This is a genomic window from Pseudomonas folii (assembly GCF_014357575.1).
Lineage (GTDB): Bacteria > Pseudomonadota > Gammaproteobacteria > Pseudomonadales > Pseudomonadaceae > Aquipseudomonas > Aquipseudomonas folii.
This window is the reverse complement of the sequence record NZ_JACONW010000028.1, coordinates 1-12,562: the sequence shown is the minus strand read 5'-3', so window position 1 is coordinate 12,562 and position 12,562 is coordinate 1. Positions and strand designations below refer to the sequence as shown.

The following is a 12,562-nucleotide window of genomic DNA, read 5'->3' as shown; positions in this document are numbered from 1 at the left end:
AATGCCCAGCGCTTTTTTCGTATAACCAAGCTTCAAGGCGTGTCTATTTGTTAGTGCCTGCGCTTAACTCATTCTTTTTATTCTGGAAATCAAAAAGCCTTGATACGCCTGCTGAAGTTTTTCTGGTGGTCTCTCGTCGCCGTATTCTGTGCGCTGTTGCTCGGCCTCAGCGGTGCCTTTCTTTATCTGAGCCCGAACCTGCCGTCTGTCGAAGCCTTGCGCAGCATCCAGCTGCAAATCCCGCTGCGCGTCTACAGCAGCGACGGCAAGTTGATTGCGGAGTTTGGCGAGATGCGCCGTACCCCGATCCGCTTTGCCGAAATCCCGCCGAATTTCATCAACGCATTGCTCTCGGCCGAAGATGACAATTTCGCCAACCACTACGGCGTCGACCCTGGCAGCCTGATGCGTGCGGCGTCACAACTGGTTAAAAGCGGCCACATCCAGTCGGGCGGCAGCACCATCACCATGCAGGTGGCAAAGAACTATTTTCTGACGAGTGAGCGCAGTTTTTCGCGTAAAACCACCGAGATCCTTCTTGCACTGCAAATTGAGCGCCAACTGACCAAAGACGAAATTCTCGAGCTGTACGTCAACAAGATCTATCTGGGTAACCGGGCCTACGGCATCGAAGCAGCGGCGCAAGTCTATTACGGCAAATCGATCCGCGACGTAAGCCTTGCACAAATGGCCATGATCGCCGGCCTGCCGAAAGCCCCTTCGCGCTTCAACCCGCTGGCCAACCCGACACGCGCCAAAGAACGTCGCGACTGGATCCTGGGCCGCATGTACAAGCTGGGCAAGATCGACCAAAGCGCCTATCAGGCCGCGCTCAGCGAGCCACTCAACGCCAGCTATCACGTGCCTACACCTGAAGTTAACGCACCTTATATTGCAGAAATGGCACGGGCCGAAATGGTCGGCCGTTATGGCAGCGATGCCTATACAGAAGGCTTCCGTGTCACCACGACAGTACCGAGCGACCTTCAGGAACACGCCAACACTGCGGTTCAGGAAGGCCTGATCGAATACGACCAGCGCCACGGCTACCGCGGTCCTGAAAGCCGCTTCCCGGGCATGACCCGCGAAGGCTGGGCGCAAGAGCTGACCAAACAACGCACCATCAGCGGCCTTGAGCCTGCAATCGTCACCCAGGTCGACAAGACCGGCGTTCGCGTCCTGACCCGTAATGGTGAGAAGGAAGAAACTGTCGAATGGGCGAGCATGAAATGGGCGCGCCCTTATCTGAACACCAACAGCCTGGGCGCAAATCCCAAGGGGCCTGCTGATGTCGCGCATGTCGGCGATCTGGTTCGCCTGCAGCGTCAGGAAAATGGCTCTCTCAAGTTCAGCCAGATTCCAGCCGCGCAAAGTGCACTGGTATCCCTCGACCCGCAAAATGGCGCAATCCGTGCCCTGGTCGGTGGTTTCGCTTTCGAGCAGAGCAACTACAACCGCGCCCTGCAAGCCAAGCGTCAACCGGGTTCCAGCTTCAAGCCGTTCCTGTACAGCGCAGCGCTGGACAACGGCTACACCGCATCGAGCCTGGTAAACGATGCGCCGATCGTGTTTGTTGATGAGTATCTGGACAAGGTCTGGCGTCCGAAGAACGACACCAATACGTTCCTTGGCCCGATCCGCTTGCGTGAAGCGCTGTACAAATCGCGCAATCTGGTTTCGATTCGTCTGCTGCAACAATTGGGCATCGATACGTCAATCGACTACATCACGCGCTTTGGCTTCAACAAGAGCGATCTGCCGCGCAACCTGTCGCTGGCACTGGGCACTGCAACCCTGACACCGATGGAAATCGTCACCGGCTGGTCGGCGTTCGCCAACGGTGGCTACAAGATCAACTCGTACCTGATCCAGAACATCGAGAGCCGCGATGGCGTGACCTTGTTTGAAGCCAACCCGCCAAGCGTCCCGGCGGTCGACCATCAGCCAGCGCCACATGCCAACACGGTCGCGGTGCCCAATGGGCCTGCGCTCATCACCTCATCCAATGAAGGGCCAGCACAGCCTGCTGCGCCGGTAGACCCTCAGGCACCCGCCATTGCACCGCGCATTGTGGACGGCCGCACTACGTACATTCTCAACAGTATGCTGCAGGATGTGATCAAACGCGGCACCGGCCGCCGGGCCCTGGCGATGAACCGTCCGGATATCGCGGGCAAGACCGGTACGACCAACGAATCCAAGGATGCGTGGTTCACCGGTTACAACGCCGATTACGTGACTACGGTCTGGACGGGTTTCGACCAACCCGAAAGCCTGGGCCGTCATGAATTTGGCGGTACCGTTGCCCTGCCGATCTGGATGAACTACATGAGCGCTGCGCTCAAGGACAAACCGCCGCATCAGCAGGCCGAACCGGATGGCATCCTGAGCCTGCGGGTTGATCCGATCAGCGGCAGGGCCGCGACACCGAGCACGCCTAACGCGTTCTTCGAGCTGTTCAAAAGCGAAGACACACCGCCAAGCGTCAACGAACTGGGCGGTCAGGCGCCAGGCAGCCCGCTGCCAGCGGACGAGTCAGCACCGATCGACCTTTTCTGACGCACCCCCGTTTGTTGGAGCGAGGCTTGCCCGCGAATCGGGCCCCTCGGTACCACTGACGCACCGCGTTAAGGCTATTCGCAGGCAAGCCTCGCTCCAACAGATTTAGCTCCACAAAAAAACCCTGCATCGCTGCAGGGTTTTTTGTGCATCTGAATCAGCGATTAGCCGTTAAAAACGTCATCTACGCTGGTCAGCGGGTAGTGCTTTGGATACGGCAGGGTTGCAACGCCGCTTTCGATGGCTGCCTTGGCAACGGCATCAGCGATCAGGCCCAGCAGGCGGGTGTCCATTGGTTTCGGGATGATGTACTCACGACCGAATTCCAGTTTGATGCCGCCGTAGGCGTCGCAGACTTCCTGAGGCACTGGCAGTTTTGCCAGTTCGCGCAGGGCGTTGGCCGCGGCGATCTTCATTTCTTCGTTGATGCGCTTGGCGCGAACGTCCAGGGCACCGCGGAAGATGAACGGGAAGCCCAGTACGTTGTTGACCTGGTTCGGGTAGTCGGAACGACCGGTCGCCATGATCACGTCGCTGCGAGTGGCGTGAGCCAGCTCTGGGGAGATTTCCGGATCAGGGTTCGAGCAGGCGAACACGATCGGATCCTTGGCCATGGACTTCAGGCCTTCAGCGCTCAGCAGGTTCGGGCCGGACAGACCAACGAATACGTCGGCGCCATCAAGAGCGTCAGCCAGCGTGCGTTTTTCAGTCGCGTGAGCGAACACCGCTTTGTACTGGTTCAGATCGGTACGGCCGGAGTGGATAACGCCGGAACGGTCGATCATGAAGATGTTTTCAATCTTCGCGCCCATGCTCACCAGCAACTTCATGCAGGAGATGGCCGCAGCGCCAGCGCCCAGGCAGACGATCTTGGCGTCAGCCAGGTTCTTGCCGACGATTTCCAGCGCGTTGATCATGCCGGCCGCAGTCACAATCGCGGTGCCGTGCTGGTCATCGTGGAAAACAGGGATGTCGCATTGTTCGATCAGCGCTTTCTCGATCTCAAAGCACTCAGGCGCCTTGATGTCTTCGAGGTTGATACCGCCGAAGGTGATGGAGATGCGTTTTACGGTATCGATGAAAGCCTGTGGGCTTTCCGAATCCACTTCGATATCGAATACGTCGATACCGGCGAAACGCTTGAACAGAACGCCCTTGCCTTCCATCACTGGCTTGGATGCCAGTGGGCCCAGATCACCCAGGCCGAGGATCGCGGTGCCATCGGAAATAACTGCTACCAGGTTACCTTTGCCGGTGTATTTGTAGGCCAGCTCAGGGTCACGGGCGATTTCACGCACAGGCTCGGCAACGCCAGGGCTATAAGCCAGGGCCAGGTCGCGAGCAGTAGCGGTGGGCTTGGTGAGTTCTACGCTCAGTTTCCCCGGACGAGGATTGGCGTGATATTCAAGCGCGGCAGTTTTCAAATCAGACATGTGGGCATTCCGCTTTTTTTACTGTGGGAAGACGGACCGCCGAGGATACGCAAGATGCAAAGTCCTAACAAGACTGGCCAGTCACTACTGTCAATAGGCGGGAAGTTAGACTTTACGCTTAGAGCGGAGGAGTTGCATCAGGGCAACTAGTTTGTAGGAGCTGCCGAAGGCTGCGATTGGGGTGTGTCAGGATAAACGCTTCGCAGCCTTCGGCAGCTCCTACAGAAAATGCATTCCAATCCATTAGTTTGCGTGTTGTTTGATGGAAGCGCGCCCCTACAGATCGGTGTGTCATGGGGTCGATGAATCAAGCATCGCCGGATGAGTAATGGGCATCATCCACCGTGCCTGCCCCTCCTTGAGGCCACCCCGTCGGGAGCGATCAACGACCCAGCCACGCGCCTCGATGCGCTGCCCTTTCATGCGACTCAGCTGCTTTACATCGAACTGGCTGACCAGATCAGGTGCGATACGCAGCACCAGCGAGCCCTGCAGCTCAATCCAGAGGCCACCCCCATTGCGCTGCACACCCGTGACCTGACTAGAGACCAGCGCAAAACCGCCCTTATCGATCTGACCAGCCGATTGCACCGGGGAATTACGCCACAGGCCGAGGCCAGCCTTACGCGCAGTAAGCTCAGCCGCTTGCTGACAGTCCACCAACGCCACATTCGGCGATACCGCGACCAGATAACCCAGGCCCTCGCTCAGTAACTGCGCTTCCAGATTCGCACCGTCGCGACTGTAGACATTAGCCAGCACACGACCGTAACGGTCCTTGCCCTGCTCGCCGATCCGCAAACTGACGGTGGCATTGCTCTCATCCACCAGCGCTTGCAAGCGGCGTTTGGCAGCCTCGGCAAATGGCTCGGCGGCACGACCTTTCTTGCCCGTCTCGGGAGTATTGAGGCCGATCATGCGCACATTGCGGCCATCTTTGAGGCGCAGGGTGTCGCCATCGACCACACGCTCGACCTGAACAATCGGGAGCGAAGATGGCGCAGGGCAAAGAGCCTGAGCGGCAGGCAACCAAATCGCGGCCACAAAAAAGGCGCCCACAAGGGACGCCTTTTTAAGCAGCCTGGAGAAACCCGTTGGATTTTCCAGATCGGCCAACCTTACTCTGCAGCAGCAGGAGCTTTGGTAGCACCGAACGCACCGAAGCGCGACTTGAACTTGTCAACACGGCCGCCAACGTCAAGAGTCTTCTGCTTGCCGGTGTAGAACGGGTGGCACTCGTTGCAAACGTCCAGGCTCAGAGGCTTGGCGAGAGTCGAACGGGTCTTGATGACATTGCCGCAGCTGCAAGTAGCGTCAATGGCTTCGTAAACTGGATGGATATCAGCTTTCATCGGTACTTCCTCGGGCTAGCGTGCCGCCATCCAACACTATTGTCGAATACCGCACGTAAATAGGCCGCGAATATTACCAGACAATCCAGATCACGCAAGCGGGGCTTTACGCCGGTCGTCTGCTAAGATCGCGCATCCGTCACATACCGTAACAGGGAAACCCCGCGTGCCCGACGCCATTCTGCGCCTTGCCCTGCCTTCGCCACTGCGGCGCCTGTTCGACTACCGGGCGCCCGCCGGGGTGCTGCGCAGCGCCTTGCAGCCGGGCATGCGCTTGCGTGTGCCATTCGGCCGTCGGGAGATGATCGGCATCCTGATCGAGATCGCCGATCACAGCGAAGTACCCGCAGACAAACTCAAGCCCGCCATCGCCCTGCTCGATGAACAGGCGCCCCTGCCGCCCGCGCTGTTCAAACTGTGCCTGTGGACCTCTCAGTATTATCAGCACAGTCTCGGCGATACCTTGAGCTGGGCGCTGCCCGTACTGCTGCGCCAAGGCGAACCGGCCGAATCGCGCCAGGAACGCTTCTGGCAGGTTGCGCCGAATGCCAGCGTCGATGACCCGCGCATCGCCCGGGCACCCAAGCAGCTTGAAGCACTGACCACGCTCGCCCAGCATCCCCACGGTGTTGCGCATCAGTTGCTGAGCAAGCTGATGCTGAATAAAGAAAGCCTCAATTTGCTGCTGGCTAAAGAGTTGGTGCAGGTTGAAGTGCGCAGCCATGCCCCTTCAGCGCGTCATGAGCATTGGCTGGCCCAGCCAGAACTGCCACTCAATACTGAGCAACGCGCGGCCTGCGAGGCGATTCGCGCCGGGTTCGGCAGCTTTCACGCGTTTCTGCTGGCGGGCGTTACCGGCAGCGGCAAAACCGAAGTCTATTTGCAGTTGATCCGCGAAACGCTGGAAGCCGGTAAACAGGCGCTGGTACTGATCCCGGAAATCAACCTCGGGCCGCAAACTCTGGCGCGCTTCGAGCAGCGCTTCAATGCACGCATCGCCTTGCTGCATTCGGCGGTCAATGATCGCGATCGGCTGGATGCCTGGCTGGCAGCGCGGGATGGCGAGGCCGACATTATTATTGGCACCCGTTCGGCGCTGTTCACGCCGATGAAGAATCCCGGCCTGATCATCATCGACGAAGAGCACGACGGCTCCTATAAACAGCAGGAAGGCCTGCGTTATCACGCCCGGGATCTGGCTTTAGTGCGCGCGCGCCAGGAAAACATCCCCATTGTGCTCGGCTCGGCCACGCCTTCGCTGGAAAGCCTGCACAACGCCTACACCGGCCGTTACGGCCTGTTGCGCCTTAACCAGCGGGCGGGCGGTGCGCAACAACCGAAATTCATGCGTCTGGACGTCAAAAGCCGTCCACTGGACAGCGGTATCTCCGGACCGATGCAACAAGCCATCGGCCAGACCCTCGCAGCGGGTCAGCAAGTACTGGTGTTTCTGAACCGACGTGGCTTTGCGCCGACGCTGCTCTGCCACGATTGCGGCTGGCTGTCGGGCTGCCCGCGGTGTGATGCGCGGATGACCGTGCATCAGCGCTCCGGCGAACTGCGCTGTCACCACTGCGGCCACGTCGAACGCGTACCGCGCCAGTGCCCGTCCTGCGGCAAGGTGGATTTGCGTCCGGTTGGCGCAGGCACCGAGCGCGCCGAAGAGCGTCTGGCCATTCTGTTTCCGGATTACCCCGTATTGCGGGTTGATCGCGACAGCACCTCGCGTAAAGACGCGATGAATCAACTGTTCGCAACTATCCAGCGCGGCCAGCCGTGCATTCTGGTGGGCACGCAGATGCTCGCCAAAGGGCACCATTTCCCGCGTGTAACGCTGGTGTCGATTCTGGATGCCGACGGCGGCCTGTTTTCCGGAGACTTCCGCGCCAGCGAGCGCATGGCGCAGTTGATCGTACAGGTAGCCGGGCGGGCCGGACGAGCTGAAGAGCCAGGCCGGGTAATTATCCAGACGCATCTGGCGGATCACCCGCTGCTGATTCAGCTCACCGAACAAGGTTACTTCGCCTTCGCCGAGCAAGCCCTGAGCGAACGTCGCGCGGCGGGCTTGCCGCCTTTTGCGCATCTGGCACTGTTACGGGCCGAAGCGCATAAACCGGGTCAGGCCGAAGGGTTCCTTGATGAAGCCTGCTCGGTTGCCGAGCAACTGTTGAACGACATGAATCTGGGCGGCATTGAACTGCTCGGCCCGGTCCCGGCCCCGATGGAGCGCCGCGCCGGTCGGTATCGAGCCCAATTGTTGCTGCAATCCAGCGCCCGAGCGCCACTGCATCGGCTGCTTGCTTCCTGGCTGCTGGCCCTGGAACAGATGCCGAGTGGCAGGCAGGTCAGGTGGTCGTTGGATGTGGATCCGGTGGATTTGTATTAGCCCTGACACCGGCGTTAAGAAATTTAACCCGATGGGTTGAAATGCTTTTCTGTTGGAGCGAGGCTTGCCCGCGAAGGCGATATCAAGCTGGCGAAGATTTATTGAATGTGCCGACCCCTTCGCGGGCAAGCCTCGCTCCAACAGACCGTAATTTACAACCGCACATCCAACGCGGTTGGCAAGGTGGCTCCGGCAACGGATAATGCCCAGTTTTTCCACCCGCGCATCCAGGCGCCGCCGCGCTTGCGGTCGAAAGAGAGCACCATGAAAGACACCATTCGCCAGCTGATCCAACAAGCCCTGAGCCAACTCGTCACCGAGGGCGTCTTGCCAGAAGGCCTGTCGCCAGCGATTCAGGTGGAGAATGCCAAGGACAAGACCCACGGCGACTTCGCCAGCAATATCGCCATGATGCTGGCCAAGCCAGCCGGCATGAAGCCCCGTGATCTGGCTGAAAAGCTGATCGCTGCACTGCCTGCCGACGAGCAGATCAGCAAGGTGGAAATCGCCGGTCCGGGCTTCCTGAATTTCTTCCAGAACACTCAGGCTTTGGCCGCGCGTCTTGATGCCGCCCTCGCCGATGCCCAACTGTCCGTCCGCAAAAACGGCCCTGCACAGCGCACGGTAGTCGACCTGTCGGCTCCGAACCTGGCCAAGGAAATGCACGTTGGCCACTTGCGCTCGACCATCATCGGCGACGGCGTTGCCAGCGTTCTGGAGTTTCTGGGCGACACCGTCATCCGCCAGAACCACGTGGGCGACTGGGGTACGCAATTCGGCATGCTGTTGGCTTACCTGCAAGAGCAGCCAGCCACCAGCGACGAGTTGTCGGACCTGGAAGACTTCTACCGTGCTGCGAAAAAACGTTTTGACGAATCCGAAGAGTTCGCCGACCGCGCCCGTGGGCTGGTGGTAAAACTGCAGGCCGGTGACGCTGAATGCCTGAGCCTGTGGGCAAAATTCAAAGACATCTCGTTGTCGCACTGCCAGAAAGTCTACGACCTGCTGAACGTCAAACTGACCCCGGCAGACGTGATGGGCGAGAGTGCTTACAACGACGATCTGGCTAACGTAGTTGCCGATCTGAAAGCCACCGGCCTGCTGGTTGAGAGCAACGGCGCACAGTGCGTATTCCTCGAAGAATTCCGCACCGCAGACGACACCCCGCTGCCGGTCATCGTGCAGAAGGCCGGTGGCGGCTATCTGTACGCAACCACCGACCTGGCGGCTATGCGCTACCGGAGCAAGGTACTCAAAGCTGATCGTGTGCTGTATTTCGTCGACCAGCGTCAGGCGTTGCACTTCCAGCAAGTCTTCGAAGTCGCGCGCCGCGCCGGTTTCGTTCACGAAGGCATGCAACTGGAACACATGGGCTTCGGCACCATGAACGGAGCCGATGGCCGTCCGTTCAAGACCCGCGATGGCGGCACGGTCAAGCTGATTGACCTGCTCGAAGAAGCCAAGGAGCGCGCCTACACCCTGGTGAAGGAAAAGAACCCGGAGCTGCCTGAAGACGAACTGCGCACCATTGCCCAGGCGGTGGGTATCAGTGCGGTGAAATACGCCGACCTGTCCAAGCATCGGGCCAGCGATTACAGCTTCAACTTCGACCAGATGCTCAGCTTCGAAGGTAATACCGCGCCTTATCTGCTGTATGCGTACACACGGGCTGCGGGTGTGTTCCGTAAACTCGGTACGCCGTTTGATGCCAGCAAGGGCCAGATCGTCCTTGAGGCACCACAGGAGCAGGAGCTGGCTGCACGTCTGGCGCAGTTTGGGGAAATCCTCAACAACGTCTCCGAAAAGGGCACGCCTCACGTTCTGTGCGCTTACCTCTACGATCTAGCGGGGTTGTTCTCCAGCTTCTACGAGAACTGCCCTATCCTGGCTGCCGATAATGCCGAACAACAGCAGAGCCGTTTGCGCCTTGCTGCATTGACCGGCCGCACCCTCAAGCAAGGCCTGCAACTGTTGGGTCTGGAAACACTGGAGCGTATGTAAGTTGGCTGCCGCGAAAAAGAAACCTGCTCCCAAGCGCGGCGCCAGCCGTTATCAGGCACCCGCGAAGAAGCCGATTCCTGGATGGCTGTGGCTGGCGATCGGCCTCAGCGTCGGTGCATTCGTTGTCTTCCTGATGAAGCTCGAACCGGGTGGCGATGACATCAAGCGGGTTCGGGCTGACGCCAAGGCGGCGAAAATCGCTGAAGCGAACAAGACGCCGCCAAGCCCGACAGCACCTGTGAAGCCCAAGTACGACTTCTACACGCTGCTGCCGGAATCGGAAGTCATCGTGCCTAACGAAGCCGTGCCGGAGAAAACTCCGCCACCTGTGGTTGCGCCGGTCACGCCTGAACAGGCTGCGAAGATAGATACCGCACGCGCCCAAGCGGCACTTAGCGGCCTGACGCCGCCACCGGCACCGCCTGTGGTCAAACCGGCTGCAGTGACGCAGTTCTTCCTGCAAGCGGGCTCGTTCCGCAAAAAAGAAGACGCCGACAAGGTTCGTGCTCAGATCATTCTGCTCGGCCAGACCGCCGCCGTGGAATCCGGCACCGTCAAAGAGGAAACCTGGTACCGCGTACTGGTCGGCCCGTTCAGCAACCGTGAGCAACTGACCGTTGCCCAGAAGCAACTGGCGGGCGGTGGTTTTAGTAACTTGCTGTTGCAGCAACGTAGTAAATAATTACCCAATTGGTAGGAGCGCGCTTGCCCGCGATCGGCTGCGAAGCAGTCGTAGAAATAGTGAGGCCCACTATTGTTTGAAGGTCCTTCGGCCCTTATCGCGGGCAAGCGCGCTCCTACCGGCAATGCCCAACCACTCATCCCCCGTGGTTGAAATCCCCTTCCACACCCCCATATGAGTTTTCACCAGGGCATTTTCGCCCCGCTGTGTGGAGACTCTCCCTTGACCACCATCGTTTCAGTTCGCCGCCACGGCAAAGTCGTCATGGCTGGCGACGGCCAGGTTTCTCTGGGCAACACCGTCATGAAAGGCAACGCCAAGAAAGTGCGTCGCCTGTATCACGGCGAAGTGATTGCCGGTTTCGCTGGCGCTACGGCCGACGCGTTCACTCTTTTCGAACGCTTTGAAGGGCAACTTGAGAAGCACCAAGGTCATCTGGTGCGTGCCGCCGTTGAACTCGCCAAAGACTGGCGGACCGACCGCTCCCTGAGCCGTCTGGAGGCCATGCTGGCCGTCGCCAATAAAGATGCTTCGTTGATCATCACCGGCAACGGCGACGTCGTTGAACCCGAAGACGGTCTGATCGCCATGGGTTCCGGCGGTGCTTTCGCCCAGGCGGCTGCCCGCGCCCTGCTGCAAAAAACCGATCTGTCGGCGCGTGAAATTGCCGAAACCGCACTACATATCGCTGGCGATATCTGCGTGTTCACTAACCACAACATCACCATTGAGGAGCAGGACCTCGCTGAATAAGCCTCAATATGGCCGCTGCAATCGGCGGCCATATCGACCTTGAATCAGCTGGAGGACCGCCAAATACCATGTCAATGACTCCCCGTGAAATTGTCCATGAACTGAACCGCCATATCATCGGCCAGGACGATGCCAAGCGCGCCGTCGCCATCGCCCTGCGTAACCGCTGGCGCCGGATGCAATTGCCGGAAGAACTGCGCGTTGAAGTCACACCCAAGAACATCCTGATGATCGGCCCGACTGGTGTCGGTAAAACCGAGATCGCCCGTCGTCTGGCCAAGCTGGCCAACGCGCCGTTCATCAAGGTCGAAGCGACCAAATTCACCGAGGTCGGCTATGTCGGTCGCGACGTTGAGTCGATCATTCGCGATCTGGCTGACGCGGCGATCAAGCTGCTGCGCGAACAGGAAATCATCAAGGTTCGTCACCGCGCCGAAGACGCTGCTGAAGACCGTATCCTCGACGCCCTGCTGCCTCCTGCCCGTACGGGTTTTCAGGAAGAAGCCGCGCCGAGCAACGATTCCAACACCCGTCAGCTGTTCCGCAAACGTCTGCGTGAAGGTCAGTTGGACGACAAGGAAATCGAGATCGAAATCAACGAAGCCGTTGGCGTCGATATTTCCGCGCCACCTGGCATGGAAGAAATGACTAACCAGCTGCAGAGCTTGTTTGCCAACATGGGCAAGGGCAAGAAAAAGAGCCGCAAGCTCAAGGTCAAGGAAGCGTTCAAGCTGGTGCGCGAAGAAGAAGCCGGCCGCCTCGTCAACGAGGAAGAACTCAAGGCCAAAGCGCTGGAAGCCGTTGAGCAACATGGCATCGTGTTCATTGACGAAATCGACAAGGTCGCCAAGCGCGGCAATGTGGGCGGTGCCGATGTGTCCCGTGAAGGCGTCCAGCGCGACCTGCTGCCGCTGATCGAAGGCTGCACGGTCAACACCAAGCTGGGCATGGTCAAGACTGACCACATCCTGTTCATTGCGTCCGGCGCTTTCCACTTGAGCAAGCCGAGCGATCTGGTGCCTGAGCTGCAAGGCCGTCTGCCGATCCGCGTTGAACTCAAGGCACTGTCACCGCAGGACTTCGAGCGTATTCTCAGCGAACCCCATGCGTCCCTGACCGAGCAATACTGCGCACTGCTGAAGACCGAAGGCTTGAACATCGCGTTCGAAGCCGACGGCATCAAGCGTCTCGCCGAGATTGCCTGGCAGGTCAACGAGAAGACCGAAAACATCGGTGCGCGTCGCTTGCACACCTTGCTTGAGCGTCTGCTTGAGGAAGTGTCGTTCAGCGCCGGTGATCTGGCGACGGATCCGGATGCAGCGCCGATCCGCATCGATGCAGAATACGTGAACAGTCATCTTGGCGAACTGGCCAAGGATGAGGATCTGTCGCGGTA

9 protein-coding genes are annotated in these 12,562 nt (G+C 59.2%); 6 read left to right on the top strand and 3 right to left on the bottom strand.

Translation table 11 applies throughout. From position 1 onward, the window contains the following. The first annotated feature begins 102 nt into the window (after positions 1-102). The gene (locus tag H8S59_RS08505; protein ID WP_425504563.1) at positions 103-2,559 is read left to right on the top strand and encodes a penicillin-binding protein 1A; all 2,457 of its coding nucleotides are present in this window, start codon (positions 103-105) and stop codon (positions 2,557-2,559) included. A gap of 164 nt (positions 2,560-2,723) precedes the next feature. Here H8S59_RS08505 and H8S59_RS08500 read toward each other — a convergent pair whose 3' ends face one another. The 3 genes from H8S59_RS08500 to rpmE all read right to left on the bottom strand — a co-directional run bounded on the left by H8S59_RS08500 (position 2,724) and on the right by rpmE (position 5,344). Next, positions 2,724-3,992: a malic enzyme-like NAD(P)-binding protein gene (locus tag H8S59_RS08500; protein WP_027901987.1), complete on the bottom strand. Its 1,269-nt coding sequence runs from the start codon at positions 3,990-3,992 to the stop codon at positions 2,724-2,726. A 291-nt stretch (positions 3,993-4,283) separates the two neighbouring features. Continuing rightward, complete coding sequence (locus tag H8S59_RS08495; protein WP_214658251.1) at positions 4,284-5,099, bottom strand: thermonuclease family protein; 816 nt, start codon at positions 5,097-5,099, stop codon at positions 4,284-4,286. 11 nt (positions 5,100-5,110) lie between these two features. Continuing rightward, positions 5,111-5,344: a 50S ribosomal protein L31 gene (gene rpmE / locus H8S59_RS08490; RefSeq protein ID WP_020293533.1), complete on the bottom strand. Its 234-nt coding sequence runs from the start codon at positions 5,342-5,344 to the stop codon at positions 5,111-5,113. 166 nt (positions 5,345-5,510) lie between these two features. Between rpmE and H8S59_RS08485 the strand changes: the two genes are divergently transcribed. The 5 genes from H8S59_RS08485 to hslU all read left to right on the top strand — a co-directional run. Then, positions 5,511-7,730: a primosomal protein N' gene (locus H8S59_RS08485; protein ID WP_187521109.1), complete on the top strand. Its 2,220-nt coding sequence runs from the start codon at positions 5,511-5,513 to the stop codon at positions 7,728-7,730. A gap of 264 nt (positions 7,731-7,994) precedes the next feature. Then, complete coding sequence (argS, locus tag H8S59_RS08480) at positions 7,995-9,731, top strand: arginine--tRNA ligase (protein ID WP_187521108.1); 1,737 nt, start codon at positions 7,995-7,997, stop codon at positions 9,729-9,731. A gap of 1 nt (position 9,732) precedes the next feature. Continuing rightward, positions 9,733-10,413, top strand: coding sequence for an SPOR domain-containing protein (locus H8S59_RS08475; RefSeq protein ID WP_095092494.1), 681 nt, complete (start codon positions 9,733-9,735; stop codon positions 10,411-10,413). 222 nt (positions 10,414-10,635) lie between these two features. After that, a complete protein-coding gene (gene hslV / locus H8S59_RS08470) occupies positions 10,636-11,166 on the top strand; it encodes an ATP-dependent protease subunit HslV (protein WP_027901992.1) in 531 nt (176 codons plus the stop codon). Between the two features lie 68 nt (positions 11,167-11,234). Continuing rightward, positions 11,235-12,562 (top strand): ATP-dependent protease ATPase subunit HslU (hslU, locus tag H8S59_RS08465; RefSeq protein WP_187521107.1); only part of this gene is annotated, 1,328 nt, incomplete at its 3' end.

Coding starts and splice junctions, on each gene's coding strand:
- rpmE (WP_020293533.1), bottom strand. CDS start 5,344: ATGAAAGCTGATATCCATCCAGTTTACGAAGCCATTGACGCTACTTGC.
- argS (WP_187521108.1), top strand. CDS start 7,995: ATGAAAGACACCATTCGCCAGCTGATCCAACAAGCCCTGAGCCAACTC.
- H8S59_RS08500 (WP_027901987.1), bottom strand. CDS start 3,992: ATGTCTGATTTGAAAACTGCCGCGCTTGAATATCACGCCAATCCTCGT.